23 protein-coding genes and 1 pseudogene are annotated in these 25,799 nt (G+C 73.1%); 11 read left to right on the plus strand and 13 right to left on the minus strand.

Features of this window, described 5'->3' with window-relative positions; genetic code table 11:
• Window positions 1-3: 3 nt before the first annotated feature.
• Window positions 4-501 carry a hypothetical protein gene (locus tag ACFWIC_RS28975; protein ID WP_380520382.1) on the plus strand — a complete coding sequence of 166 codons (498 nt, stop codon included), beginning with the start codon at window positions 4-6 and terminating at the stop codon, window positions 499-501.
• A gap of 173 nt (window positions 502-674) precedes the next feature.
• A complete protein-coding gene (locus ACFWIC_RS28980; protein WP_380520383.1) occupies window positions 675-1,052 on the plus strand; it encodes an NUDIX hydrolase in 378 nt (125 codons plus the stop codon).
• A gap of 370 nt (window positions 1,053-1,422) precedes the next feature.
• Here ACFWIC_RS28980 and ACFWIC_RS28985 read toward each other — a convergent pair whose 3' ends face one another.
• From ACFWIC_RS28985 to ACFWIC_RS28995, 3 genes are read right to left on the minus strand one after another with little or no spacing between them, the layout of a single operon-like run.
• Complete coding sequence (locus tag ACFWIC_RS28985) at window positions 1,423-2,556, minus strand: DNA alkylation repair protein (RefSeq protein ID WP_380520384.1); 1,134 nt, start codon at window positions 2,554-2,556, stop codon at window positions 1,423-1,425.
• 9 nt (window positions 2,557-2,565) lie between these two features.
• Window positions 2,566-3,486 carry a TauD/TfdA dioxygenase family protein gene (locus tag ACFWIC_RS28990; protein ID WP_380520385.1) on the minus strand — a complete coding sequence of 307 codons (921 nt, stop codon included), beginning with the start codon at window positions 3,484-3,486 and terminating at the stop codon, window positions 2,566-2,568.
• A gap of 27 nt (window positions 3,487-3,513) precedes the next feature.
• Window positions 3,514-4,407: an amino acid--tRNA ligase-related protein gene (locus tag ACFWIC_RS28995; RefSeq protein ID WP_380520386.1), complete on the minus strand. Its 894-nt coding sequence runs from the start codon at window positions 4,405-4,407 to the stop codon at window positions 3,514-3,516.
• Window positions 4,408-4,844: 437 nt separating this feature from the next.
• Here ACFWIC_RS28995 and ACFWIC_RS29000 point away from each other — a divergent pair, with 437 nt between their 5' ends.
• The 9 genes from ACFWIC_RS29000 to ACFWIC_RS29040 all read left to right on the plus strand — a co-directional run bounded on the left by ACFWIC_RS29000 (window position 4,845) and on the right by ACFWIC_RS29040 (window position 13,101).
• Window positions 4,845-4,979, plus strand: coding sequence for a hypothetical protein (locus tag ACFWIC_RS29000; protein ID WP_380520387.1), 135 nt, complete (start codon window positions 4,845-4,847; stop codon window positions 4,977-4,979).
• Window positions 4,980-5,099: 120 nt separating this feature from the next.
• The gene (locus tag ACFWIC_RS29005; RefSeq protein WP_380520388.1) at window positions 5,100-6,179 is read left to right on the plus strand and encodes a fatty acid desaturase family protein; all 1,080 of its coding nucleotides are present in this window, start codon (window positions 5,100-5,102) and stop codon (window positions 6,177-6,179) included.
• Between the two features lie 109 nt (window positions 6,180-6,288).
• Complete coding sequence (locus ACFWIC_RS29010; protein WP_380520389.1) at window positions 6,289-7,428, plus strand: inosamine-phosphate amidinotransferase 1; 1,140 nt, start codon at window positions 6,289-6,291, stop codon at window positions 7,426-7,428.
• Between the two features lie 75 nt (window positions 7,429-7,503).
• A complete protein-coding gene (locus tag ACFWIC_RS29015; protein WP_380520390.1) occupies window positions 7,504-8,787 on the plus strand; it encodes a hypothetical protein in 1,284 nt (427 codons plus the stop codon).
• The gene (locus ACFWIC_RS29020) at window positions 8,784-9,647 is read left to right on the plus strand and encodes a DUF3865 domain-containing protein (RefSeq protein ID WP_380520391.1); all 864 of its coding nucleotides are present in this window, start codon (window positions 8,784-8,786) and stop codon (window positions 9,645-9,647) included. The genes ACFWIC_RS29015 and ACFWIC_RS29020 overlap by 4 nt, the downstream gene beginning before the upstream one ends.
• On the plus strand, window positions 9,647-10,111 hold the full coding sequence (locus ACFWIC_RS29025) for a GFA family protein (protein WP_380520392.1): 465 nt from the start codon (window positions 9,647-9,649) through the stop codon (window positions 10,109-10,111). The genes ACFWIC_RS29020 and ACFWIC_RS29025 overlap by 1 nt, the downstream gene beginning before the upstream one ends.
• Before the next feature lie 138 nt (window positions 10,112-10,249).
• Window positions 10,250-11,122, plus strand: a complete 873-nt coding sequence (locus ACFWIC_RS29030) for a dimethylarginine dimethylaminohydrolase family protein (RefSeq protein ID WP_380520393.1) — start codon at window positions 10,250-10,252, stop codon at window positions 11,120-11,122.
• A 111-nt stretch (window positions 11,123-11,233) separates the two neighbouring features.
• Entirely contained in the window at window positions 11,234-12,514 is a 1,281-nt protein-coding gene (locus ACFWIC_RS29035) for a cation:proton antiporter (protein WP_380520394.1), read from the plus strand.
• Window positions 12,511-13,101, plus strand: a complete 591-nt coding sequence (locus ACFWIC_RS29040; RefSeq protein WP_380520395.1) for a nitroreductase family protein — start codon at window positions 12,511-12,513, stop codon at window positions 13,099-13,101. The genes ACFWIC_RS29035 and ACFWIC_RS29040 overlap by 4 nt, the downstream gene beginning before the upstream one ends.
• Before the next feature lie 49 nt (window positions 13,102-13,150).
• Here ACFWIC_RS29040 and ACFWIC_RS29045 read toward each other — a convergent pair whose 3' ends face one another.
• The 10 genes and pseudogenes from ACFWIC_RS29045 to ACFWIC_RS29090 all read right to left on the minus strand — a co-directional run.
• Window positions 13,151-14,470: a transcriptional regulator gene (locus tag ACFWIC_RS29045; protein WP_380520396.1), complete on the minus strand. Its 1,320-nt coding sequence runs from the start codon at window positions 14,468-14,470 to the stop codon at window positions 13,151-13,153.
• A gap of 744 nt (window positions 14,471-15,214) precedes the next feature.
• Window positions 15,215-16,171 carry a hypothetical protein gene (locus tag ACFWIC_RS29050; protein ID WP_380520397.1) on the minus strand — a complete coding sequence of 319 codons (957 nt, stop codon included), beginning with the start codon at window positions 16,169-16,171 and terminating at the stop codon, window positions 15,215-15,217.
• A gap of 155 nt (window positions 16,172-16,326) precedes the next feature.
• Entirely contained in the window at window positions 16,327-17,091 is a 765-nt protein-coding gene (locus ACFWIC_RS29055; RefSeq protein WP_380520398.1) for a type I-E CRISPR-associated protein Cas6/Cse3/CasE, read from the minus strand.
• The gene (gene cas5e / locus ACFWIC_RS29060; protein WP_380520399.1) at window positions 17,088-17,852 is read right to left on the minus strand and encodes a type I-E CRISPR-associated protein Cas5/CasD; all 765 of its coding nucleotides are present in this window, start codon (window positions 17,850-17,852) and stop codon (window positions 17,088-17,090) included. The genes ACFWIC_RS29055 and cas5e overlap by 4 nt, the downstream gene beginning before the upstream one ends.
• 6 nt (window positions 17,853-17,858) lie before the next feature.
• On the minus strand, window positions 17,859-19,085 hold the full coding sequence (locus ACFWIC_RS29065; protein ID WP_380520400.1) for a type I-E CRISPR-associated protein Cas7/Cse4/CasC: 1,227 nt from the start codon (window positions 19,083-19,085) through the stop codon (window positions 17,859-17,861).
• Window positions 19,082-21,331, minus strand: coding sequence for a type I-E CRISPR-associated protein Cse1/CasA (locus ACFWIC_RS29070; RefSeq protein WP_380520401.1), 2,250 nt, complete (start codon window positions 21,329-21,331; stop codon window positions 19,082-19,084). Before ACFWIC_RS29070 ends, ACFWIC_RS29065 begins: the two co-directional genes overlap by 4 nt.
• On the minus strand, window positions 21,328-23,031 hold the full coding sequence (locus tag ACFWIC_RS29075; RefSeq protein ID WP_380520403.1) for a DEAD/DEAH box helicase family protein: 1,704 nt from the start codon (window positions 23,029-23,031) through the stop codon (window positions 21,328-21,330). Before ACFWIC_RS29075 ends, ACFWIC_RS29070 begins: the two co-directional genes overlap by 4 nt.
• Window positions 23,028-24,086, minus strand: a complete 1,059-nt coding sequence (locus tag ACFWIC_RS29080) for a Scr1 family TA system antitoxin-like transcriptional regulator (protein WP_380520404.1) — start codon at window positions 24,084-24,086, stop codon at window positions 23,028-23,030. The genes ACFWIC_RS29075 and ACFWIC_RS29080 overlap by 4 nt, the downstream gene beginning before the upstream one ends.
• A gap of 62 nt (window positions 24,087-24,148) precedes the next feature.
• Window positions 24,149-25,156 carry a hypothetical protein gene (locus ACFWIC_RS29085; RefSeq protein WP_380520405.1) on the minus strand — a complete coding sequence of 336 codons (1,008 nt, stop codon included), beginning with the start codon at window positions 25,154-25,156 and terminating at the stop codon, window positions 24,149-24,151.
• 481 nt (window positions 25,157-25,637) lie between these two features.
• Window positions 25,638-25,799: pseudogene (locus tag ACFWIC_RS29090) on the minus strand (glycoside hydrolase family 15 protein); the annotation flags it as partial.

Below are 25,799 nucleotides of genomic sequence, written 5' to 3' on the forward strand. Positions count from 1 at the left end.
CGCGTGAACGCTGTCACCGGGCGGGTGCTGGCCACCCTCGGTGTCCTGGCCATCGCTTGCGGGGCGGCCGCCGCCGCCGACGCACCGCTCCGGGGCAAAGACCTCACCGACCTACAACGGGCTATTCACCAGGCTGGAGTCGGCCCGGGATCCTGGCATGTCATCACCGTGTCGGCTCGTCCCGGCGACACTCGGCAAACGGTGGAGGTCGTTGGCAACCTCGACGACGCGCGTCACACGCTCGACCAGGACTTCCCCGGCCGGACGACGGTGGTGCAGGGGCATGTCGGGTCGGACCTGGTATGGCGCCGGGGCCACGACTACGCTCTGGAAGGCGACCTTCAGTCGTTGGACCACGTCGGCTGGCAGGTTTTCAAGACCAGCACCGCGCCAGACGGCCGCACCGCGGTCGGCGTTGTCGGCGATCTCGAGGCTGCCCGTGCCTACCTGGATGCCCAGTATCCGGGGCGCGTCATCGTCCATGGCAATGTCAGAGGTTGAACCAGCGGTGGCGAAGCCCGCAGCAGCTCGGGGCCAGGTGGCAACGCCCGCGCAGAGCGGTGAGCGCTGCACGTCCATGCGGGAACATACGCCGATCGCTATGTCTGGCGATGCTCGACTGCGGCTACCACATCGAAAGGGCCCGCTCGTCACCCTGAAGAAGGGAAGAACTGATGCCGACCGCACTGAAGCGGGTCGGCGTGGCCTATGCACTGGTCACCGGCCCCACGGCCCAGCGGGTCCTCCTCGCTGGAGACCGTCGAAGCGGACAGTGGGGACTGCCGGGCGGTCGGCGTGTGGACGGCGAGACCCTCCCCGAAGCCGCCTCCCGCGAGATCCTGGAGCATCCCAGAAGGGCCGATCGCGCTGCGAGAGCAGTCGGTCGTTGGACTCTTGGCCTCGGCTGGTCACGAAGCCGACAGGGTGTCGCCGTGGTTCCGTCGGCGCTCGGACCAATGTGCGCCGACGGGGCATACCCGGCAGGGGACGGCCTACTACGTGTTGTCGGCCGGGAGGTCGCGGGCCGCGCTGGTGGTGAACCTCGAACCTAGGCAGGTAGTCCGGGTGATCGGACCACCGGCGGGCGATGGTCCTCAACTGGAGGATCTGCTCCTTCGCTGCGTCGTCGCGGCCGTGGGCGAGGTGCTGCTGTGACTGGCTGGCGGCCAGGTAGACGGCATCGGACAGTGCCTCCACGGCGGGTTCGTCAGCGCCCATGACATCGCGCAGAGGGGTGAGCCGGGCTTCGATGAAGGTGACCAGGTCCCTGATCAGAGCCATGCGGATGGTGCGGCAGCGTGGCCGGTGAGGTTCAGATCCAGCAGGGCCGGGCCCTCGGGGCCCGCAAGCGTATTGGTGTAGGTGAGGTCGCGCAGGCCGCCTGGCGATGCCAAGGGCAGCGTGCCAGCGGGGCCGTCTTGGTCAGGCCGGGCGGTTGGTGATGCGGAGCAGCGCCGGCGGGAGGCGGCGGCCGTTGACCTGGAGTGCGAGGTGGTAGCTGCCGGGGGCGAGGGCGGCAGTGCCGGTGGACTTCAGGGGGTGAGTCTTGGCCAGGTGCAGTGGTGCGCCCGCCTTGATGGTGGCGCGGGTGAGGTGGGCAACCTTCTCCCCGGTCCGGGTATCGGGGTTGGTGTGGGTGAGGACGTACATGACGTGCACCGGGGTGTCGGTGGGGGCGGTGAGGTCGGCTTCGAAGGTGACGTCGTCGCCGAGCCGGTAGTCGGTGCGGGCCAGGCGGAGGGGGCTGACGCTGACGTCGGCTCGGGGGTCGTAGCCGAGGATCGTGTAGGCGGGTGGCCAGCCGGCCCTGAGACGGGCCTTGAGTGCCTCGCGGGTGATGAACGCGAGCTCGGTGTCCGTGGCGCGCCCTTCGGTGCGCCACCTGGTCAGGGTGGCGAGGACGAGGTCGGGCCGGGTGCGGGCGATGTCGCGCAGGTGGTTGGCGACCGATGTGGTCACGAAGCGGCTGTTGTCGGCGTACAGCGCGTCGAGCAGCGGCAGTGCGGTGTCGACGGGCAGGCCGGTGCCGGTGGACCAGGGAAGGTGGGGGCGCAGGGATTCGCTGGCCAGGCGCCGTACCCGGTGGTCGGAGGCGGCGGCCCAGGTGGCGGCAGCCTCCAGTGTCCGCTCGGGGTAGGTGGTGAGGAAGACGCGGACGGCGTCCTCGGCGGAGAAGTACGGGGTGATCGTGGCGAGTGCGGCGAATGCCTGGTCGAGATGCTCCGGGTGGAGGTGGTGGGCGGCGACGTAGGCGGAGTGCGGGGCGTAGATGTACAGGCCAAAGTCGGTTTCCGCGCCGGCGGCTTCCGGGGTGGCCGGCAGGGAGCGCAGCAGGGTGTCGAGGGCGGCCTGGCCGGTAACGGGCAGGTGCTGGCGGAGGCCCTCGGCGGTACGGGCGATGCGGGCCTTGAGTTCCAGGCGGGGCAGGTCGGCGGTCACCTGGGCGGTGAAGGAGGCGGCGTCGAATCCGGGGCAGGCGGCCTGCATCTCGCGCCCGATCCGGGCGATCCGGTCCGGGCTCAAGGCCCGCTCTTTCATGGGCACTTGGGAACTCATTGGACCACCCTAGTGCCGGATCGGCCCGGATACGGGCGGCTCGGCGGGGATTCCCCCGTCGGAGGGACCGGGGCGGCGTGTCGGCTGACGGACGGCGGCGCGCACCAGCAGCCGCCGGTGGCGGGAGCTGTCGCAGGGGGAGGCGGTGTGCAGAGTGGCGAGGTTGTCCCAGACGACCAGGTCGCCCTGCTTCCAGTGGTGGGTGTAGAGGTAGCCGGGGTCGGTGGTGTGGGCGAGGAGGTCGGCCAGTAGCGCCTGGCCGTCGGTCTCGGGCAGGCCCTCCAGGCGGGGGATGGCCATGGAGCCGAGCAGGAGCGCGCGGGCACCGGTGGCGGGGTGGACGGGGGCGAGCGGGTGGGTGGTCGCGGGCAGGTGTGCGAGGGTGCCGGCCTGGGTGGAGGAGCAGCCGCCACCGGCGTCGGCCTGCTGCGCCGCGAGGTGCTGGACGGAGTGGACGGCGTTCAGACGGTCGACCCGGTCCCGGAGGCCGGTGGGCAGGTCGGCGTAGGCGCGGGTGGCGTCGGCGAAGCGGGTCTCGCCGCCCTCGGCAGGGGTGATGACCGAGTACAGCAGGGTGGCGGCGGTCAGCTCGGGCTTGAAGGAGTTGTCGGCGTGCCACTCCTCCTCGTGGTCGCCGTCGTAGATGCCGATCGGCATGCCGTCCTGGTCGTGGATGTTGGAGACGACGGTGAGGCCGGGGAAGCCGGGGACGGTGTAGCGGCGGTCGGTGGCGGTGTCGACGTCGCCGAACAGGGCGGCGGCGGCGAGCAGGTCGGCGTGGCTGAGGTGCTGGTCGGGCAGCACCAGTACGCGGTGGCGGTGCAGGGCTTCGGTGAGAGCGCGCGCCGCGGTGGAACCGGTCGTGCGGGCGAGGTCGGTCTCGACGCGGGCGCCGAAGCCGCCGGGCAGGGGGGTGATCGCAAGGTCCATCGTGCCTCCAGGGACGGGTGCCGGGTGTCAGAACTGGGGGGACTGGAGGAAGGGGGTGATGTCGCGCAGTCCGGCGGAGGCGGCACACAGCCGCTCGATGCCGATGCCGAGGCCGGCGGTGTCTGCGGGGACGGCTCCGGACTCGACGGCGTCCAGGGCGAGCTGCTGCTCGTCGTCGTAGAGGCCGACGGCCTTGGCGCGTTCGGTGAAGGCCGTCCGGTCCGTCTCGTCGGTGTAGCCGTGGACGAGCTCGATGCCGTCGACGATCAGCTCGAAGCGCTCCAGGACGGCGCTGGTGCCGGGGGCCAGGCGGGCGCAGGGCTCGTCGCCGCCGGTCGGGTAGTCGGTCAGGAACACCGCGCGGCCGGTGGTGCCGGCTTCGAGTTCGAGGGCGATGTAGCGGCCGAGGACGCCCGGGAACGGTTCGCCCGGGTCGGCGCCGATCCGGGCGGCCATGCGCGGGTGCAGGTCGTCGAGGGGCTCGGTGCGCAGGTCGATGCCGAACTCGTCGTGGACGTGGTCGGCGATCGAGAGCCGCTCGGGGGTGTAGGAGGGCAGGTGCGGGCCGACCAGGCGCCAGGCGAGGTCTATCAGGTCCTCGAAGCCGAGGTGCGCGGCGTACAGGTCGAGCATGGTGAACTCGGCGGCGTGGAGGGCGTCGGGGGGCTCGGGCCGGAAGCACGGGCCGATCTCGTACACCCGCGGGAGGTAGGTGCTCACGTTGACGCGCAACGCCGGACCGATCATCGCGCGCAGGTACCGCCCTTCGTGGAGGCCGGCGGGGGCGCGGCGGCCGGGCCCGAGGTCGGCGCGGCGGGCGACGGGGGTGACCACCTCGGTGAAGCCCTCGTCGTGCAGCAGGGCCCGCAGGCCGTGCAGCACGTGGGCTTTCGCGCGGATGGGACCGGACAGTGCGGACATGCGTTTTTCCCGTCAAATCAGGTGCAGGACACGGGAGTTGGCCAGTCGCGGACGACCTGGGCGACGCGGTCTCCCCGGAGCGCCTCAAGGTAGCCGTACGGCGCCGATGCGTAGAAGACCGCGCACACCGGCCGATCGGTCGGGCATGTGGCAGCAGGCCGCGATTTCAACGGCCCGCAGGAGCGTTTCCCTAGTTCAGCGGCCTGATGGACGCAACGGACGCGCAACGCCCCGGCGCACGTGGCGCAACGTCACGACCCGTTGCCGCAGCCCGTGGTGCGGCCCTAGCGTGATGGTACGGCCACTCGGCGCGACGGCCCCGCCGGCGCCTTCGGCGCAGCGCCCGGCCGGCTCCTTCGAGCCGCGCTCGTCGCCGGCTCGACCATCCGATTCACCACGCGTGGCCGCGGCATGCCCGCGGCCCGAGAGGAGAGCACATGGACCAGGACCTGAAGCTCGGCATGCGCCCGGGCGACGGCACCGTGAAGCTCGGCATGCGCCCCGGCGCCGCCGTGAAGCTCGGCATGCGTCCGGGCGTCAAGCTCGGCATGCGTCCCGGCGCCGCCGCCTGACTCCGATCGTCCTGATCGGCTGACGTGCTGCTGCCGGTGGGCGGGACGCCCCGCCCACCGGCAGCGGTTCACGAAAGGCCAATGACCAGCCTCAGTCCAGTGATGTCCCAAGGAGAGCAGATGGGCAGGCCCAGCCGGCGGCCGGTGCGCCGGCACGAGAAGACACCAAGGCGCGCCCGGCACTCGACCGGCGCGTCCGGTCCGGTCCGGAAGGCGCTGGGGCCGGAGCTGATCGGCGAGCTGGAGGGCCTGTGCGGCGCTCCGAGTGTCGGGCTGCGGGACGTCGCGTTGGACGTCGGCGCGATCGTCGTGGCAGCGCTCGTCGGATCTCTGTCCGGGCACGTCGTCGGGCCGCTCCTCGCGGTGCTGTACATCGGGGTGCGCCAGCGGCACATCTCGAACCTGGCCCACGAGTGCGTCCACGCGAAGCTGATGGTCACCGCCCGCGGCAACCGCCTGGTCGGGTACCTGCTGACCGGGCTTCTCGGCGAGGGGCTGCGGCCCTACCGGGCCACCCACGGAGTGCACCACGCGCAGCTGGGCACCGGAGCCGACCCGATGTTCCAGTCGTACCGGGCCGGACGCCTTCACACCGTGCGCGCGCCGACCACCAGGACCGCTTTCGTGCTTCGGGTCATCGTCAAGGCCGCGCTGTGGCGGCTGCCGACATCGGCGCTGCGGACGCTGGTGACCTGCGGCCCGCGGGAGAGCCGCTGGGCGCTCGCTGCCCGCGCGGTGCTGTGGGCCGCCGTCGCCACGTTGTGCTGGTCCTTCGGCGTCCTCGGTGACCTGCTGCTGTACTGGCTGGTCCCGCTGGTGTTCGTGCGGCCGGTGGTCACCTGGATCACCGACCTCGGCAACCATGCCGGCCTGATCGAGAACCGGCAGGACGTGCTGCTGCAGACCCGCGGCTGGTCCTCGCACTGGCTCACCCGGCACCTGCTCGGCGGTCACCTCGACGACATGCACCATCCGGTGCACCACTGGTGCCCCAGGATCCCCTGGCGGCGTCTTCCCGAGGCCAAGGCCCTCTTGGCCGAGCGCCTGGAGCGCTTCGACGAGGTGCCGTGGTGCTCCGGCTACTTCTTCCGCCGCCGCTCCACCCCCGAGGTGCCGTGCGTGATCGAGGACGTCATCGCCCGCCTCACCGCCGTGCCCGCACCCCAGCAGGCCATGGCCGCCGAACGCGCGGCCGCCTGACCGATCCCCTCCATCCTGTCCACGACCGGCCCGCCGCAGTGCCGCCCGGGCGGCACCCCCTGCCCGCCCTGGCCGTGCCGGCACCCGCCGCCGAGGAGGCGGCCACCCCATGACCGAACCTCAGTCCCAGCTCGACCCGCCCACCCAGGGTGCGCACAGCTTCGACGACTTCACCCAGCTGCGCGAGGTCGTCGTCGGCCGCGCCGACCACTACACCGAGCACGCCACCGACACCAGCTGGCGGCTCTTCTACTACGAGAACGTCGCCCCCCACCTGCCGGACGGTCAGCGGCAGCTGACGATCCCGCAGCAAATCGTCGACGAGCTGAACGAGGACGTCACCGGCTTCGCGGACGCCCTGGCCGGCTGCGGGGTCCGCGTGCTGCGCCCGACAGCGCCCGGCAAGGACGTCCAGGTCTCCTCCCCATGGTGGAGCAGCGGCGCGACGCCGCCGCTGAACGTCCGCGACAACGCGGTCGTCCTCGGCACGACGATCGTGGAGACCGCCCCGCACATCCGCGGCCGGATCTTCGAGAACGACCACCTCAAGCCCCACTTCACCCGCTACTTCCAGCAGGGCTCGAACTGGCTGTCCATGCCGCGCCCCGCGCTCGCCGCCCACTCCCTCGACACCGCCTACTTCGACCGGAACGGCGTCGACGTCACCGCGGCGACGGCCGGCGAGGACGCCCTGCCCATCGACGGCCTGGGCCTGGAGATGGTCTTCGACGGCGCGCAGTGCGTCCGCCTGGGCCGCGACGTGCTGGTCAACGTCGCCAACCACAACCACGAGCTCGCCTACCGGTGGCTGGCCCGCAACTTCCCCGAGCTGCGCTGGCACCGGCTGCCCGGGATCGCCGACAACCACGTCGACTCCATCGTCGTCCCGCTGCGCCCAGGCCTGATGCTGCTGCGAGACCCGACGTACCTCGCGCTCCTGCCGGAGGCGATGCGCGGCTGGGAGGCGATCTACCCGCCGCCGAGCTCGGTGCCCGAGCCCGACTACGACGGGTTCGGGTTCGTGGTCCCCACCGCGTCCCGGTACATCGACATCAACGTCCTGTCGCTCGACGAGACCACGGTGGTCGTCAACTCCCTCTACCCGGAGCTGATCAAGGTGCTGGAGCAGCGCGGCTTCACGGTCGTCCCCGTCCGGCACCGCCACCGGCGCCTGTTCGGCGGCGGCCACCACTGCTTCACCCTCGACACCGTCCGCGACGGCGGCCCCGAGGACTACCTCGCCGCTTAGCCGTCCGGCCGGCAGCCCGTGCACGTCCCTGCGGCCGCATCCGCGCGGCCTCGATCCCGAAGGAGTACCCCGGTCATGAGCAGCAGCACCGGAGTGTGGCCCCCGCCCCGCGAGTTCTGGACCGACACCCTGCCCGAGAAGACCGACAGCATGACGCGGCCGTACCTGTTCAAGGGCGTCGTTCCCACCTCGGCGGCGACCGCCGACGCCGTCCTGGACGGCTTCGCCGCGATCCGGCGCGCCCACGCCACCGGGGTGGAGATCACCGCGAACGCCCGGGTCTACGTGGGCGAGGAGCACCGCCCCGACCTGGTCGACAAGGTCCTGACCGCCGACGCCTGGCCGCAGGGCGGCTTCACCGCGTGGATGCAGGAGCAGGTCGGCGCCGAGCGGTTCAGCCTGGTCCTCAACACCTTGGAGAGCGTCTCCGAACCGCTGGCCGCGGGCCTGGGCGAGTTCGTCGGCGCGCTCATGGACGGCTGGGGCCTGCCGGCCGGCGGCGCCGAACTGGTCGCCTTCGTCGGCAACTACAGCGGAACCGCGTTCGGCGTCCACGAGGGCTACGAGAACGCGTTCCTCACCCACTACGGCCCCGGCACCAAGGACTTCTACTGCTGGCCGGCCGCGGCGTACAAGAGGCTGACCGGCGGCGGCGAGCCGCTGTACGGCGACTACACGTGGCTGCTGGAGCACGGCGAGCACTTCGCCCTGGAGCCCGGTGACGCGCTGTTCCTGCCCGAGCGCGTCTTCCACGTCGGCCGGCAGACCGAGTTCTCCGTGTCCGTCGCCATCCCCCTCTACACCTTCCCCGACGCCGCGATCGCCCGGGGCTGGATCGTGCCGGACCTGGTGGAGTCCCTCCTGGCGAGCGCGCCGGACACCGACGCTGGCCGGCCGTCCCCGATGCAGCCGACGGCCGACGGCCCCGGCGAGCTCGCCCGCCGCCTGGGCGCGGTGACCGCCGCCGCGTTCACCGCCGCCGCCGGGCGGGCGCCGGCCGCCGCCGCCCAGCACGCCCACCAGCGCTGGCACACCGTACGCAGCAACGGCGGCTGGCAGCAGACCGAGAACGACCTCGCCCGTGACGAGGCCGCCGCCGCGTTCGCCGGCGCCGCGCTCGGGCCCGGCACGTGCGTCGCGGTGCGCGCCCCCTACCGGCTGATCGTCACCGGCGGGCAGGCGTTCCTGCGCGGCTGCGAGACGGCGGCCGACCCCGCCGTCCTCACCCCCGACCTGGTCGAGCGCCTCAACGCCGGCCCCATCCCGCTGCCCGACGACCCGCAGGTGCTCTCGGCGATCCGCACGCTCGGCGCCACCGGCGGCCTGACCCTCACCACCGCGCCCGAGGAGACCCAGTGACCACCACCGCCCCCGCGCCCACGCTCGAGGACCTGCGCGGCACCAGCCTCGTCGAGATGTACCTGACCGCGAACCCGGAGACCCGCGGCTTCATCCACGCCACCCTCCAGGGCAGGCGCACCAGCGGCGACGACCTCGTCGACAAGCACCTCAAGCCCATGATCGACACGGTCTACCGGCAGATCCGCGCCCTGGTCGGCCCCGCCATCCTCACTGCGGCGCAGGCCCGCATGTACATCGCCGAGCTGGCGGTGTTCGCCCGGCACAACGCGCAGTTCCTGCGCCTGGCAGCCGCCCAGGTCTACGCCTCCTGCCCGGCCCTGGGGCACGAGTTCGACAGGAACTTCCTGGAGGAGGGCGGCGAGCCGGGCAAGGTTCCCGCGCACTACATCCTCTACACTCGCGCGCTGCTCGCCGACCTCGGCCTGCTCGTCAACGGCCATGTCCCGGCCGACGAGACCGCCAAGCTGGTCCTCCAGCACCAGGTCCTGGTGAACTCCCACATGACCGGCGTCATCGCCGGCGGCTACTACGCCACCGAGGGTGTCGCGGTCGCCGAGACCGAGATCCTGCGCGACATCACCGACCGGTACGGCGAGCTGACCAGCGGAGCCAGCGGCGCCGAGCTGACGAACCTGGACTACTACTACCGGCTCCACCTCGACGAGGACCACGAGGCCGCGCAGGTCGGCGGCATGAGCGTGGAACAGGCCCACATCGAGGGCCTGGCCCGCTTCATCCGTGAGGGTGACCTCTTCCACCTCGACCTGCCGCAGACCTTGGAGGGCTTCCTGCAGATCTTCAACGCGATGGCACACTGGTGGACTGAACTGGCCTACCGCGCAAGGGAACTGAACTAGTGTCCGAGACTGTCGCAGCCGCCATCGCCACCGCCGTCGCCGCTACCGGCTCCGGAATCGAGTTCCGCAGCGGCGGCTGCCTGTGCGGGAGGATCCGCTTCACCGTCACCGGCCCGGTGGACGACCCGCACGTCTGCAACTGTCGGGACTGCGCCAAGCGCTCCGGCGCGCCGTTCCAGTGGTGGGTCGGGTTCCCGACGGTCGGGTTGGAGTGGACCGGCGAGGGCGGTGAGCCGACCTGGTACGACACCTACCCCGGCGAAACCTCCCGCGGCTTCTGCGGGACGTGCGGGAGCCACATCGCCGCCCGCGACTACGGCGACGACACGATGATCGGCATCCTCGCCACCGCCCTAGACGACTACGGCACCGACCCGGAGCTGGCCCCCACCAACCTCAACCGGGTCGCCGAGGCAGCCGACTGGCTCGCCCAGTGCAACCCCCGCCCCGCCGCGGCCGGCTGACCCCCGGACCCGGCGGGGGGGCGGGCGCACTACAGGGCCCGCCCCCCCCCCCCCCGCCGGGCCCACCGCCACCGGGCCGTGCCGGGACCGCCTCCACTCCGCACACCACCAAGCCCGCACCGACCCCTGGAGGACCCGTTGAATTTCGACGTTCACGTCGCCACCGAGTACGGAACCCTCAAGCGCGTGGCCATGCGCCACGCCGGCGGCTTCACCCGCCCCCTGGACGGCCCCGACGTCCACCCGATCCTCGTCCGCCAGCAGTCCACCAGCACCTGGGCCGCCTACGACCCGGCCACCGTCCGCGCCCAGCAGGACCAGCTGATCGGCCTGCTGCGCGAGCGCGGCACCAACGTGGTCCTGCTCCCCGCCGCGCCGGGCTGTTCCACCCAGCACTACCCCCGCGACATCGCCTTCGCCGTCGACAACCTCCTGTTCCGGGCCCGCCTGCACTCCGAGCACCGCCTGCCCGAAGCCGACGCCCTCACCGACCCCACACTCGGTGTGCAGCCCATCGACCTCACCCGCGGCACGATCGAGGGCGGCGACGTCATGCTCCCCGACACCACCCGGGTTCTCGTCGGCCTGAGCGAGGAGACCAGCCCCGACGGCGTGACCGCTCTCCAGGAGGCCCTCACTCGGCACGACATCGACCGCGAAGTCGTCCCCGTGCGCTTCGCGTCCAAGGGGATCGTGCACCTCGACGACCACCTCGCCGTCATCGCGCCCAGCACCGCCCTCATCCACCGCGAGGTGTTCACCGCCGACCAGAACCGCTGGTTCGACGCCCACTTCGACCACCTCGTCCCCGTCACCGACGCCGAGGCCCGCGCCGTTCAGGTCAACGTCCTGGCCATCGCCCCCACCACGGTCGTCGTCGCCGTGGGCAGCGACCGCATCGCCGCCGCCCTGACCGCCCAAGGACTCGAGGTCCTGACCGTCGACTACTCCGAGGTCACCCGCGTCCCCGGCTCCCTGCGCTGCACCACCCTGCCCCTGCTGCGCACCTGACGCCGCAGCCGCGAGCTGCTCGGAGCCCAGCCGCCACGGGCAGGCACCCCCGCGCCACCGGGCCTCTCGCGGATGTCCGCACCCACACCGACCTTCCCCCGGAGACCGCCGTTGTCTAGTCCGCTCTCGCTCATCCTCGCCGCCGTCCCGACCGTGGTGCTGGCTTGCCAGGCCGGAGGCTGGGCCGCCCGCCACCTGGGCCAGCCACACGTCGTTGGCGAGATGGCCGTCGGCATCCTCCTCGGCCCCTCCCTCATCGGCTGGCTCGCCCCCAGCGTCCAGCACACCTTACTGCCGCCCGCCGTCCTGCCCTTTACCTCGCTCCTCGGCAACCTCGCCCTCCTCACATTCCTCTTCCTCGTCGGCCTCGAACTCGACGTCCGCTCCCTGCGCACCACCCGCCGCGCCGTGGCCTCCGTCGCCGCCGGCAGCATCCTGCTGCCCCTCGGCCTCGGCGCCGGCCTCGCCGTCCTCATGTACCCGGCCCTTGCGCCGCCCGGCGTGCATCGGCTGCCGTTCGTCCTGTTCGTCGCCACCGCGCTGTCCGTCACCGCGTTCCCCGTCCTCGCCCGGATCCTCACCGACCGGGGCCTGGCCACCACCCACCTGGGCGCCTTCGCGCTCGCGTGCGCCGCCACCGACGACGCCCTCGCCTGGTGCCTGCTCATCGCCGTCACCGCCCTGGCGACCGCCGGCTCCCCGCTGGACGCGTTCACCGCCCTCGCCCTGACCACAGCCCTCACCGCGGCCCTGACCGCTGCACGCCCGATCCTGAAGCGGATACTGGAGCGTGCCGCCCGCACCTCGGAGGACCTGGTGATGGTGCTGCTGGTCGCCGGGCTGCTCCTGGCCGCGTGCGCCACCGACCGAACCGGCGTCCACCCCGCCTTCGGCGCGTTCCTGTTCGGCGCGACCGTGCCGCGAGGCCTGCCGGCCGTCGAGCGCAGCGCCGCCCGCCTCCACGCGGTCTTCGTCCCGGTGCTACTCCCGCTGTTCCTCGTCGACACCGGCCTGCACACCGACCTCGCCCACCTCCCGGCCGGCCAGTGGGGTTGGGCCGCGCTCGTCCTGGCCGTCGCCGTGACCGGCAAGTGGGTCGGCGCAGCCGGGGCAGCCAGGCTCGCCGGTTGCGACTGGCGGTGGTCGGCGCTGATGGGCACCCTGATGAACTGCCGTGGGATCACCGAGATCGTCGTCCTCGGCGTCGGCCTCCAACTCGGCGTCATCACCCAGAGCCTGTTCACGATCATGGTCTTCATGGCTGTCGTGACCACCGCCGCCACCGCGCCCCTGCTCGACCGCCTTACCCGAGACGCTCCCGACCTCGCTATCACGGCCTCCGCCGCCGAGCCGGTCACCACACAGCCCGGTACCCGGGGAGCGACCCGATGACCAACGCTGCCGGCACCCGGCACGCCGCGGACAACGCCGAGACGGCGATCCGTACCCGGCGCAGCACCATCCGCCTCACCGGGCCCGCCCCGGGCCCGGACGAACTCCTCGACCTACTGGCGGCCGCGGCCACCGCGCCCGACCACGGGCAGCTGCGCCCCTGGCGCGTGATCGCTATCCGCGGCGAGGCCCGCGTCCGGCTCGGTGAGGCCGCCGCCGAGGCCGCGCCCACCGCCGACCTCGCCAAGCGGATCGCCTCCAAGCACCTGCGCGCGCCGCTGATGCTCGCCGTCGTCTTCCAGCCCCACGACCACCCGACGGTCCCGCGCTGGGAGCAGCTGGCCGCGACGTCAGCGATGGCCACCACCCTGCTGCTGCTCCTGGACGCGCGCGGCTGGGGCGGCATCTGGTTCGGCGGCCCGTACCCGGACGCGAAGCAGGTCCGCAAGCACCTCGGTATCGGCGACGACGAGCAGTTGCTCGGCTACCTCTACGTCGGCACCCCCGTCCCCGGCGAGGCGCCCCGGCCCCGCACGATGGCCGACGTCCGCTCCAGGCTAAGCTGGCTCGGCGACGCCCCGGCCTAACCGGCTCCTCACCACTGGCACGCCTGGCACGCGCCTTGCCTGCCCGGGATCAGAAATCGTGGAGCGGGCCGCCTGCGGCGGCGTCGGCCAGGCGCTGCGCCAGGCGCCGGCTCTTGAGGTGCTGAACCGCCGCCTTCGCCTGCGCCAGCAACTCCTCCCGCTCCGCCCCGTCACCGCGCAGCCGCGCCAGCTCCGCACCGGTGATCAGCAGCTCCACGCTGTCGCGCGTACGCTCCGGCGATAGACCCATCGCCACCTTCAGAGCCAGCCCGCCCTCCTCGGCCAGCCCGGCCATCGCCAGCGCCCACGCAGCCTGCCCCTCCAGCTCCGGGCGGTCCAGCCACGCCAGCCATCGCGGGTCCGACCCGCGCCCGGCCCGACCGAACGCCGCCCGCGCCCGCTCCACCGCCGCCCGGCACTGCGCGCCGTCCCCGGTGTACGCCCACGCCCTCGCCTCCGTCACCGCGACGTAGGCCCGCACCAGCGCGGGCGCGCCGGCCGCCGCGACCACCGCGCTGCGGGCGTGCGTCAGCACCTCCCGGTCGGCCCCACGCACCGCCGCCAGCCGCGCCTGGTGAATACAGCCGCGCGCCAGACGACCGCGATCCCCTATCGCCTGAGACAGCCGCATCGCCTGCAAGTCGTAGCGCTGCGCCAGCCCCGGCAGCTGGTCGTCATAGGCCATGCTCGCCAGCGCCAGTACCGCGTCCGCGACGCTCCCGTACAACAGCCGGCCGCGCCCGGCGCTGAAGCCCCCTTCGAGCAGCGGAACAGCGTGGGCGGCGAGGAAGGCGGCGAACACGGAACGGAACTGCCCGCCCCCGTGCCGGGCCTCCGTCCTGCCGTACAGATCGGTATGCGCGTCCAGCAGCTCGATGTCCGCCACAGTCACCCGCCGATGTCCGTACCCGGCGATCTCCGTGTCAGGCAGCATGACCAGTGCCTCGACCGCGGAGGACGTCGCGGCGAACGGCATCCCTCGCACCGACGCACTCCGGGGGACTGCATCCATCTGCCACAGACGCCGCAGCATCCGCACCGCGTGGCTCAGGTCGCCGTACTGGAGTGCCTGCTCGGCGACCCTCATGTCCTCGGACGGCCACCCCAAGCTCTCGGGAGTCACCTGGCGCCTGCATGCCTGGGTAAGGACGTGGCACGCCGCAGCCGCCAGCTCCGGACCCGGCCGGGCCCCCGCGCACCATCGCGACACGGTGCTCGTGCTGACGGACCGGGCATGACCGGTGGCCGCGCACCGCTCGCGGACCCGCTTGGCGAACCCCGACATCGACCACTTGAGTTCTTCCAGCACGATCCGCTCAAGGTCCAGGTTCCTCTGAGAGGCGCTGCTCACCGACGCCGAACCGCTCATACGGCTGCCACCGGAATCTGGGTGACCGTCAGCTCAATCATGCTGGCCTCGGACATGGGCGAGGAGCTTCGTGCGGTTGCGCCGGGACGCCAGGGCGCAGCGGTAGGTGCCCGCAACGTCCTGGGTCGGTGGTCCGGCGACCTTCCGGTCGCCGTCAGTGCGGAGGCGGACCTGGACGCCGAGGAGGATTGGGTTCAGGGACATCGGGTGCCCGGCAGGGAGGATGTGGGCTTCGGTCACCGGCCAGGCCTCTTCCGCTTGGAAGGGCTCAGCCCGACTACGGCCAGCTCGCGTGCCTGCTCCACGGTGAGCGTGCCGTTCCGCAGCGCCCGCAGATGTCGGCCGACCCGTTCGCCGAACCTGGAACCGGACCACGAAGTCGAGGCCGTCCGCAAGGATCCGGGTACCGGCGGTAGGACAGCCGTAGGCGGCGGCAGAAGCGTCGAGGGCGGTTCCCATGACGGGTTCCCGCGCGCCCACGGCGTGCCGTGCGGTCGCCGGGGAACTCGTCTCGATGGCGGGGTCGGTGGTCACGTCGTCCTGTCAACGAGTGCGGGGAGCAGGCACAGCGGTGTGCTGGCCCGGCTCGGGACGTCGGAGGGTAGCCGGTGCGGGCGAAGCGGATTCGGACCGGCCGGCGCAACGGGATCGGTGCAGTGGGCGAGGAAGGCCGCGCACCGATCGGTGCCGGGCAGCCAGGGCTGTTCGGCCCCGTGGGGCAGGTAGTGGGTGATGCGGAGTGCGTCAGTGGCGGATCGGGACGATAGGCCGGTTCATCACGTCCCACAGCCCCGGGAGCAGCCAGCGGGTCACCTGCGGCAGGTGGTCGGAGGTCCGCTCCACCGCCTCACCGGTGAGGATCGTGGCGCTGTGCAGGGCAGGGAGAAGCTCGTTCGTTGCGTAGGTGCGGTCGATCGGACCGGCCCCGCCGGGCGGGAGGTGCCGGGCGGGGATGCGCTGGCGCGCCTTGTCGGGGCCGTGGCCGGTGGTGGCCCGGTCCGCGCCGTCGCGTCCGAGGACGGTCGCCGTGTGGCGGGCGACGTCCGTCATCCCGCCGTAGGTGAGCAGCCGGTCCGCGCGGTCGTCGGGTCGGAAGGTGCCGTCGGGTTGCAGGACGGACCGGTTCTGCGCGAATGCCCGGTCGGCCACCTCGTCGAGGCTGGTAGGGCAGCCCCACACCGGCCAGGAGTTCCAGTCGCCCTGGACGAGCGCCAGCCAGCCGTCCTTGTCGAGCTCGCTGAAGAAGCGGGCCTGGTGTTCGCGGTACGCGGGGTCGCTGTAGCTCGCGTGGCAGCTCGCGACGAACAGCGGCCGGAGGCTCGCCTCGCCGGTGTCTGGGTGGATCATCCGCAGCAGTGCGACGGCGGGGTTGTGCCTGATGCCGCTCGGGTATTGCTTCCACGCCGGGGTGGCCTGGAAGAGCGCCGGGTTGTAGAGGAGGGCGGTCTCGGACCCGGGACGGGTGTTCGCGGGCGAGGCGACGTACATCAGGGAGAGGCGCTCGGCGACCTCTGCGCCCTGTCCGGGGCCCAGTTCCTGGAGGGTCAGCAGGTCCGGGATCCGGCCGCTGCGTTCGGCCCGGTCTTCCAGCAGGTCGATTGCGGCCTTGAGGCGCTGACCGTGCTGGATGTTCCAGCCCACATGCTCGACGACGACGGGATCTGGGGCGAGGTCCTCGGCGGACGGCGGGTAGGTGCTCATGTAGAGGGGTCTCCTTGCCGGGAAGAGTTGTCGGGGCAGTCGGCCGTACCGGTCTGCGGACGGCGGGGTCGGTGGTGCGGTTGTCGGCAGCCGGTCGTGGCGGGAGGGCCGAACCGGGGAACGCAGCCCCACGGGGGTGGGGATCGGAGCACCTGTCAAGGACTGTGAGGAGCCGCGACGGATGCAGCCCCACGGAAGGGTGGGGAGGCTGTGGGGCTGGCGACGCCGTTCGGGCCGGGCGGGGAGCGGGTGATCAGGAGTCCGCAGCCGAAGGCCTTCCCGGGGCCGATGCCGGCCAGTAGCGCCGTTCGGGCGGCCTTCGGGTCGCGGACGACCGCTCGGGCGGTCAACTCTCGGCAGACGAGTGCCAGGTCTTCTCCCCGGCTGGTGGTCCCGGTCAGGTACTCGGCCGGTCCGACGGTCACCGGCCGGGCCGTGAGCTGCAGGCCGCCGTGGGCGAGCCGGCGGGCCAGCCAGGCTCCACAGTCGGCAGGATCGCGCAGTGCCCGCCGCATGCCGTCCTGCCGCGCCCGGACCACGGGGTTCGCCTGAACCTTTACGTCGATCTGCGCGCCAGCTTCGAGGCGCTGCTCGGCGCGGAAGGTTCTGGCGCTGTCCAGGACACCGGTGTCGAGCAGCGGCTGCCAGTCGGGTTCGATCGGCGCCTGGACGAGGACGCGCACCGGTGTTCCGGCCAGCGGGGGCCCGGACGCGGTCCGGGAGGCGGGTTCGCGGCCTGCCGCGAAGAGCACGTGCTCGGGCGGCGGGGCGTCGATGTGGATCCCGGGCGGTCGGAAGCCGTGCAGTACGAGTCGGTGAAGGCGGTGGACGTCGCGGCACCGCGTGCGCAGCTGGGGGGAGAGTGTGAGGACCGAGCGCCAGGTGCTGAACACTTCGGGCTGTGGCGGGGATGCAGTCACCGGGGCTGCTCCGGGGTGGTGGGTGCGGGTGGGCGGACGACGGTGGTGCGCAGGTGCACGGTGCGGTGGTCGCGTCGGGTGAAGGTGGTGGGCGGCTGCTCGGGGTAGCCGACGCTGCCGGGCCCGGGTGGTGTCTGGGTCCACACGGTCGGGGTCGGGGTGGTTGCCTCGGGCAGGAGTGGGAGGTGTCCGGGCCATGTGTCGCCGTCGTCGTCGGTGAGGCCGTGGCTGATGGACCGGGAGGGCGGGCAGCAGCGCCGGCCGAGGTAGAGCAGTCGGTGCGGTCGGCGCACGGCGGCGAGGATCTGTTCGGCGAGCGCGGGGTCGGGGGTGGTGAGGCCGACGACGAACGCGGCGTCGGCCAGGTACTCCTTGGTGATCAGGACGCCTGCGCGTAGTGAGGGGGCGTAGTAAGTGGTCGGGGTGGCGGTGTTGTCCAGGTGCGGTGCGCGGGGTACGCCGTAGGTGTCGGGGTGGGTAGCGGCGTTGGGTCGGGATGCGGTGAGGGCGGTGCGGGGGAAGCGGCCACCGCCGGCGATCTGGTGGTCGGTGGTGATGCGGCCTGGCCGGTCGGCGCGCACGCTGAACACCAGGTCGGCGAGTTCCCGGAGGTCGGCGTCGCGTTCCCAGCCGAGGGCGTTGGCGATCAGCCCGGTGACGGCGCTCTTGGTGGGGCGCGGTGCGGTGGTGTGGTGGTCCCAGCAGGAGTGGAGCCCGTAGGACTGAAGGGGCGCGGACAGGCGGAGCAGGGCGGTCGGCATGCCCGGTCACCTCCATTCGAGGGCGGGGGGAAGGTCGGGTGGGGTTTGGCTGTTCGGGGGGATCCAGCGTGCGAGGCCCGTGCGGAGGTCGGTGTGGTGGAGGTAGGCGGCCAGTGCGGTGGCGGCGTTGGGGCCGGAGGGCGCGGTGATCGGTGTCTCGAAGGCGGCGGCGGCGCTGAGCGGTTCGTCGCAGGTCGCGGCGACGGCGAGGGTGGGCAGGACGGCGGAGCCGGTGCGGCTGCGGCGGGCGGCGGGCAGCGTATAGGTGATGGCGGTGCCGAAGGCCCGCTCGGCGGCCTGGGCCGCGCTCTCGACGGTGTCCTGGGCGGCGCCGGAACGTGCGAGGTTGGCGCGTAGGGCGCGGCGGTCCAGGGCGGCGTAGCGGTAGAGGGTGCCGGAGGCGAGGTAGTGCTCGCCGATGACGGCTGCGCCGTGTCGCCGACCCAGGACGCCGCCGTCCTGCCAGTCGTCGTGGACGGTGAACTCGTCGAGGAGCAGGTCGAGGGCGTCCACGCCGAAGGCGTGGGCGATCTGGACCGAGGAGGGGATTGTCGCGTCGTCGAGTTCGGTCAGCATGCGGCCGAACAGGGCGATTGACTGGGTGGTGCCGGGGTCGAAGGCGTTCCAGGCGGCCTTGGTGATGTGGTCGGGGACCTGGTCCGTGGGGATCTGGAGGACTTCGTCCTTGGGGACCTTGACGTTGCGTTTGCGGGGGGCGCGGGTCAGCGCTGCAGTGATGGCGTCCTCGGCGGCAGCGCGCGCGTCCTTGAGTTCGTTCCAGCTTTCCTGGAGGAGGTCGGCCAGGCGGTCGGGGGCGTCTGCGGGGACGAACGCGACGGCGCGGGTGCGGCCTGGGTCGTCGGGGGCGACGCGCATGCCGACGGCGGCCACGATCAGGGCGGCTGCCGCGACGGCGTCGGCCGTGTCGACGAGACGGTCCTTGAGGCGCTCGGCGGTCATCGCGGGCAGGAGTCGGCTGCGGCGGGCGTCGCGGATCTGCGGGTCGTCGCCGATCATTCGCATCCGGGCGGCGCGAGCCAGGGCCTGCGAGGACACCCGCATCCGTTCGACGTCTCCGACGACGACGGTCTTCGGCAGTCCCTGCCGGTCGGCGTTCAGGTTCACCGCCGTGACGGTCACGAGCGCGTGGTAGACGGTGAAGGGCCCGGGCCGACCGGTGAGGTCGATCGTGCGGGAGGAACGGGCGGCGGGCGCCAGGTCGGTGGCGGTCACAGGGGCAGCGGGTCCTTCGTGCGGGGCCGGCCAAGGGGTTCGTCCGGCCGGGGCGGCAGTGGGGCGGCGGTGTGGAAGAGCAACGACCACCGGATACGGACCTGGTCACCGTCGGGCCAGGCCGCGAGGTCCTCGAAGAGCGAGGACCAGTGCGGAGTCAGGTCCTGGCCGGCGGTGCGGCGCATCAGCCCGAGCAGGGGCAGGCGCAGCGCGTCCAGGGTGCGGGTGCGCAGGATCAGCCGCATCGAGGTGGCGGTGGCCGGGTGGGCGGGTCCGTAGGTCCGGCCGGAGCCGATCGCGCGGGCCAGACGGGGCAGCGGGGTGTGTCCGTAGCGGGGTGCGGAGCCGCTGCTCCGCTGGTGGGTGGCGAACAGGGCGGCGGTGAGCATGGCCGGCTCGTGCAGGTGGGCGGGAAGGCCTGCGGTGATGCGGGGCCGGGCCGGGTTGTCGAGCTGAGGGCGGGCGGCCCAGGCGATCAGGCTGGCCATGGTCGGCCGCTGGTAGGGGCTGCTCGCCAGTGATCCGAGCCGCTGGGACAGCAGCGCGACCGGGTCCGTGTCCTCGGCGTCCTCACCGGGCGCTCCGGGCGCTCCGGGCGCTCCGGGCGCTCCGGGCGCTCCGGGCGCTCCGGGACCGCCATATCCGGGTCCGGAGTCGAGGTAGGGGTAGGCGGTGTCGGCGGTGGTGAAGAGGCTGTCGTCGTCGAACGGGTCCGCGGCAGCCACGAGAGGCGGCGGCAGGATCCGGCCACGGTCGTCGACGTCGAACAGGGCCGGCTGCGGCGCGTCGCTCCCCTCGCCTGCTGCGGTGGCGGGCGCGGATTGGCGCCGGGGCGACGCCGCCGTCGACCGTGGCGCCACGGCGATATTCAGCGCCGCCAGGCGCGCGCCGTCGCGCCCGGGGTCCGCGCTGGCCGCCGGGCGCAGCCAGGCCAGGAGGAGTTCGGTCTGACCGTCCCCGGTGGTGGCCAGGAAGGCGGTGTCGAGGAGGTGGTCCGAGCCGAAGCCGGGCGGGACCTCGACCCCGAGGTCAGGCCGCCGGTGCGGGGTGAGCGCCGCGTTCCGGCGGCAGTCCAGGACGCGGGTGGCCGCCGTGTGGGTGCGCGTGTCCGTCAGCAGGGCGGAGGGCAAGGTGACGTCGCACCGGTTGACGATCTTGCTGTGGCTTTCCACGGTCAGGCCCGCCACCGTCACGTCCGGTGCCCGGCCGACGGCGGCGGCCGCGGCGGCCGCGGCGTGGGCCCAGCTGCCTTTCCTGGCCCGCCACCAGCTCTCCACCAGCGGCGCGAAGTCCTCCGCGCTCTGTACCGCCTCGGGGGACAGCGGCTTGCCCGTAACCGTGTCGACCCGGTCGCGGGTGCCGGGCCGGCACGCGATCGGCACCGTGTCGCGGGTCGGCCGGCCCTCCCCGTGGTCCGTGAGGTCCTTGGGGCGCCGCCACCCCTGCGCGAACATCACCTGCGTCACCGTGGCGTCGGCGTCGGGCAGCAGGAGGGCCCGGCGGTCGTGCCAGGTCAGCCCGTCGAGCTCGCCCAGCAGCGCGACGCCCTTGCCCGTGTCCGGGCGCGGGACGAACGTCCAGTGCCCGGGGCCGGGGCCGCCGGCCACCGGTATGAGGCGCCAGGCGAGCAGCTCGGCGACCGTGGCGGCCGGGTACCAGACCAGGCCATTCGTCGCGGCGGCCGGCCGCCCGTAGTTGGCGCCGGGCCCGTAGTGGGCGGCGCTGACCGAGATCCGGCCACCGAGCGCCCACATCTGCTGGACGAGCAGCCACTGGAAGGCCGTCACCAGCGGCACCGGGGTCCGCACATGCGGGTGGCGCAGGTCCGACAGCAGCGGGCGGCCCATCGCCGCCGCCGGGTCGAGATACGCCACCGGCAGCCGCGCCTGCTCGTGGCGGGCGGCCTCGCGAAGCGCGCCGTCCTGAAGGAAGGGCCGCTCGGGGTGGAGCACGTCCAGGTCGGCGGCGTGCTCGCGAGTCCACACCAGTGCCGACCGCAGGTCGAGGCCCGACCCAACGTTGGCCAGGTACTCCCGCCCGGTTGCCGGTGCGCAGCCGGCCGCGTAGCCGATCGCGGTCAGCAGCCGGGCGGTGGCCGCGCGCAGCAGCGGATCCGCCGCCGCGAGCCGCACCCCGCCGGCCCGCTCCAACGCCCCCGACACGGGCACCACCTCATGCCGTCCCCGGTCGTCAAGGACCTCGATCCACGGCCGGTGCGCGGCGCTCCACGATGCCGGGGCGCTCACCGGAGCCCTCCTGTGGCGGCGGGCGTCCGGGTCCGGGCGGGGCCGGGCTCGCCGTCCTCGAGTCGCACGGCCAGGCGCAGCAGCGCCTCGGCGTCCTCAGGGGCGTGCGCCAGGTACTGGGTCTGGGCCGCCGCGCGTAGGGTGCGGATCATCCACTCCTCCTCCTTGGTGTCTTCGGCGACCAGGTAGTCCACCGGGGCCTGCCGGCCGTCGCGCTGCGCACGGCCCTCGACCTGGACGAACCGCTTGCCGCCGGTGAACACGTCGCCGATGACGGTTCGGCGCGGAGTCTGCGTCGCTGGTGTGCCGCGCCCGTCGGCGTTGCGTTCCCCGGCATGCAGGCTGATCCCGTCGGTGATGTTGGTGACGACCACCAGGGCCCGGCCGGTCTGGAACGCGGCCCGCTTGAGCTCGCGCACACTCGACTGCTCGCCGGTGATCTCCACGACGCGATCCAGAAGGGCGCGGGCGGCCAGCTCCCGGGCGATGTGAGTGGCCAGGGCGCGGACGGTGCGCAGGTACCAGGCCGGGACGACGACCTGGTGCCCCGCGGCCACCAGGTCGGCGACGTGCCGGGCCACGTAGGGGGCCTTGATCAGGCTCGCCCGCATGATCTGGCGCAGCACGCCCTCGTCGGCGGGAATCTCCGGGTCCGTGCCGGGGTCGTGGTGCGGGTCCAGGACCTGGAGGAATTCTGTCCAGGCCATCTCGTAGCGGGTGCGTTCGGCATCGGTGAGGCGCACCGGGTGGAGGGTTCGCTGCTGGGCGGGAAGTCCGAGTTCCCCGGTGGTGGCCGACGAGCCGACGCCCCGCCGGTACAGCAGTTCCTTGACGGTGTCGATGTCGCTGACCGGCCGGGCGGGCCCGTCGGTGCCGGTGACTTTGAGCGAGGTCACCCAGTCCAGGTAGACCGGGCCGGTCCGTTCGGCCGGCACCTGTATGCCTGCGGCGTGGGCGAGGAGATCGGCGGCGTACGCCGTCTCCGCCAGGTCGCTGAACGGCGTGGCGCTGGCCGCCAGGAAGAAGGGACGTCGGCCTCCGTCGGGCTGTACCAGCCTGTTTACCAGCCGCGACCGAAGCGAGTCCGGGTTGGCGAGGATCTGTGACTCGTCGACGACGACCGCGTCGAAGGACACGCGTGGCGTGCCGTCGGTGGCGGCGAGTTCCGCGGCCTGGTCGGGTGCCAGATCCGCCAGGACGGCGTGGGGGTGGATGAACAGGCGCCAGAGCCGCTCTGCGTTGACCACCACCCACCGGCGAGCGCCGCCGTAGTCGTCGATCGTGCGCAGCCACGCGGGCACGATGCCGAGCTTGGTGACCACCAGGACGCATGTCGTCGGCAGAGCGGCGAGCGCGCTGACGGCGATGACCGTCTTTCCGGACCCCGTCGGGGCGACAAGCAGGTACCCGGGTGCACCGTCGCGGTGTGCGGCGGCGATGCCGTCCACACGCGGCATCTGGTAGTGGTGCAGGCGTGCGCGGGCAGGCGGTCCCGCTGCCTCGGGCAGCAGCGGCATGCCATTGAGGCGGTCCTGCGCGAGCCGCTCCCAGGTGTGGGCCGGTGACTCGTACGGGGCGAGGGCGTCAGGCAATCGCCGTCCGGTGAACACCCGGACCCCCCAGAAACGATCCGCCCGCACCCCCGGGTAGGCGGGTGCGTCCGGCATCAGCGCCCACGCCCGACCGGCCCCGGCGCTCACCGCCTGATCCCTTCGGCCGGTGTCGTCCCGGGCGGCGGGACTTCCGCCTTCGACTGCGGTTCGGGCGGCCACGGGGGTCCCAGCTCGCCGCTGGCCGCCTGCCGCAGAAGATCGAGGCTCGCTGCCTCGCCGAGGCCGTGCTCCGCCCAGTCGGCCAGCTGCGGGTCGGGGCCGTCGGCGTAGTGCGCATCCCAGTCCGAGAGGCCGGCGGTGAGAGCGTCCCCGCCTGTGCCGAGCTGCACACGTTCGGCGAGGACCGGCATGCCGCTGGACATCGGTACGACACGGATCCGCAGCGACGTGGTCTCGGCGAGGCAGGCCAGATGGCCCATCTGCTCGGCGTGCAGCTGCTCCCCGCCCGTACGGCGGTGGAGCACCCCCTCGTCGAGCAGTACCGTGGTGCCCGGTCCGTCCGGGGTCCGGATCCGGGCGGCGAAGGCCCGCGTACGGGCCCGGCGGACCTCGCGCTGCCAGGCGGCGATCCCCACGCCGTCCGTCAACAGGTCTCCGCAGTAGACCTGACACAACGCGCAACCGGGACCCTTCAACTCCCCCAGCCGCGCACCCTCACGCGGGCGGCGCGGGTGCGCCCCGGGCCGGCAACGCCACGCCACCTCCTCCAGGCGGTCGGTGAGCAGCGGGGCCGGAAGAATCTGGCCGCCGGCCGCGATCAGGACGTTCGACGCCCGTTCCTCAAGGATCTGGTAGCGGTGCGCCCAGCCCGGGGCGAAGTCGCAGAAGCCCTCCGAGAACCCGGCCACGGCCCACCGCCGGATCCCCTCGGTGCACTCCTGCCAGTCGTCGGCCGCGAACTGCCCGGCGCCGTACGCCCGGGCCAGCGCCAGACCCTGGCCTGCAACGGCGGCGAAGGGCAGGACGGTGCTGAGCCCGGCTTCGGCCGCCGCCAGGTCGTCGGGCGTCAGGCCCGAGCGGGCGGGAAGCCGGTCGGCAACGATGTCTAGCTGTTCTCCTCGGCACTCCCGCAGGTGGCTTAGGTGCTCGCCGAGGACCCGGTCGGCGAGAGCAGCCGGCGGGGATGGAAGGCGGATGATCAACGTGATGCTCCAGGGTGAACGGGCTCGGTGTGGTCGGTGCTGCGGTGGGGCGGCTGTCGTGCCTACCAGGTCATTCCGTTCGCGGGGACGAGCGTGACGGGCTGGCGTACGAGGCCTGTGGCGATGTCGGCGCTCTCCAGGGCATCGCGCAGCTCGGCCGGGGTGATGCTGTTCTCGCATAGCTCGACGGCTTGTTCGGGCGTGGTGAGCAGGCGGACGGCGGTGGGTTCGCACGGGCCCGCGATCACCGGCCCCAGCCGTGGCACGGTGGCGACCAGGCGCGCCTCGGTTCCGCTGTGGCCGATCAGGACGGCACCGCGGGGGCGGACGCCGATGGTGGCGGCGCAGATGCGGGCGAGTGCGCGTTCGAGGGCGTCGGTGTCGCCCTCGGCGAGGGGTCCGCCGGGCAGGCGGGTTCGGCCGGTCGCCGGGTCGTGGTGGACCACGACGAGCCCGGAGGTGAGGGTCAGCCAGGCCGCGACGCTGGTGGCGGGGCTGTCGTACCGGCAGCCGACAGGCGTCCACCGCGCGGGGGCGGTGGCGGTTCGGGGCAGGATGCGGTGGGTGTCGAGCACGCCCGGGTTGCGGGGCCGGCCGTGTTCCAGTTCGGCGGTGTATCCCTCGACGCGGGCGCGCAGGCTGGTGAGGACGTGCTGCGCGTCGGCGGGGGCTCGGGTAAGGAGCTCGGCCGGGGTGAGCAGGCGCGGCGTGCCGCGTCTGGCCGTGTCGGCGGTCAGCGCCGCGGCCTGGAGGTCGGTCAGGGGCGGGTGGTCGTAGGTGTAGGTCGGTCCGGTGCCGGGCCGCCAGTTGATGGCGAGCAGGCGTCCCGGGGTCAGGTGCGCGAGCGCCGTCGCGGCCTCGGCGTGGCGTTCGGCGGCGGCGGACGGCGTCTCGTAGGGCAGGAGCGGGCCGCCAGGCAGCCTGGCGTCGCCCGGTCCCTGGCCTGCGGTGATCAGGATGCGGCCGCGGCCGTCGGTCAGCAGCATCTCCGCCCGGGCGGCTGCGGTGGTGTCGGTGGTCTCGCGGGGCCGGGAGGCCGGAACGGGCGGGGCGAGGGGGCTGGTGGACATGCGGCTTCTCCGGGGGGCTGGACTGGGTCAGGCTGATGGGCAGGGGCAGAGCGGAGAGGTGCGGGCGGGTCGCGCTGAGGAGGACCGTCCCGGTGGTGACGGCGGCGCGGCCGGCGTGGGGCTGCGGTGTCTACGCCCAGGGCGCGGGCCGTCTCGCGGCACAGGCCGATCGATGACGCCGCGTGGGTGCCGAACTGCACGGCGATTTCGGCCGGCAGCCGGTGCAGGGCGGCGAGCGCGTCGGCCTGGGCGAGAGCGGAGACGCGCCGACGAGGCAGCACGCCCGGTCGCCGGCGCCGGCCGCGTCCGCCGGCGTCGAACCGGTGCGTCACTGCGGGCACGGGGGCCGGGCCGCCGGTGCCGGTCACGGCCGGGCCGTCGGCGCGGTGGCGTCGGCGTGGCGGCGCTGGCCGGGCAGCCGAACCGAGTTCCGGCCCTGGTCGGCGGCGGAGCCGTCCGGCTGGGCGGAGAGGTAGGCGCCGCCGCAGGCGGTCAGCCGTAGTGCGGTGTCGATCAGCGGGACGTGGCTGAACGCCTGCGGGAAGTTGCCGACCTGGCGCTTGAGCCGCGGGTCCCACTCCTCGGCGAGCAGCCCGAGGTCGTTGCGCAGCGAGAGCAGCTTGTCGAACAGCTCGCGGGCCTC

Origin of the sequence: Kitasatospora sp. NPDC127035 (assembly GCF_042726075.1) — a bacterium.
Taxonomy (GTDB): Bacteria; Actinomycetota; Actinomycetes; order Streptomycetales; family Streptomycetaceae; genus Kitasatospora.

Coding starts and splice junctions, on each gene's coding strand:
- ACFWIC_RS28990 (WP_380520385.1), bottom strand. CDS start 3,486: ATGGACCTTGCGATCACCCCCCTGCCCGGCGGCTTCGGCGCCCGCGTC.
- ACFWIC_RS29040 (WP_380520395.1), top strand. CDS start 12,511: ATGACCAACGCTGCCGGCACCCGGCACGCCGCGGACAACGCCGAGACG.
- ACFWIC_RS29000 (WP_380520387.1), top strand. CDS start 4,845: ATGGACCAGGACCTGAAGCTCGGCATGCGCCCGGGCGACGGCACCGTG.
- ACFWIC_RS29050 (WP_380520397.1), bottom strand. CDS start 16,171: ATGAGCACCTACCCGCCGTCCGCCGAGGACCTCGCCCCAGATCCCGTC.
- cas5e (WP_380520399.1), bottom strand. CDS start 17,852: ATGCCGACCGCCCTGCTCCGCCTGTCCGCGCCCCTTCAGTCCTACGGG.
- ACFWIC_RS28995 (WP_380520386.1), bottom strand. CDS start 4,407: ATGTCCGCACTGTCCGGTCCCATCCGCGCGAAAGCCCACGTGCTGCAC.
- ACFWIC_RS29085 (WP_380520405.1), bottom strand. CDS start 25,156: ATGTCCACCAGCCCCCTCGCCCCGCCCGTTCCGGCCTCCCGGCCCCGC.
- ACFWIC_RS29010 (WP_380520389.1), top strand. CDS start 6,289: ATGACCGAACCTCAGTCCCAGCTCGACCCGCCCACCCAGGGTGCGCAC.
- ACFWIC_RS28980 (WP_380520383.1), top strand. CDS start 675: ATGCCGACCGCACTGAAGCGGGTCGGCGTGGCCTATGCACTGGTCACC.
- ACFWIC_RS28985 (WP_380520384.1), bottom strand. CDS start 2,556: ATGAGTTCCCAAGTGCCCATGAAAGAGCGGGCCTTGAGCCCGGACCGG.
- ACFWIC_RS29005 (WP_380520388.1), top strand. CDS start 5,100: ATGGGCAGGCCCAGCCGGCGGCCGGTGCGCCGGCACGAGAAGACACCA.
- ACFWIC_RS29045 (WP_380520396.1), bottom strand. CDS start 14,470: ATGAGCGGTTCGGCGTCGGTGAGCAGCGCCTCTCAGAGGAACCTGGAC.
- ACFWIC_RS29015 (WP_380520390.1), top strand. CDS start 7,504: ATGAGCAGCAGCACCGGAGTGTGGCCCCCGCCCCGCGAGTTCTGGACC.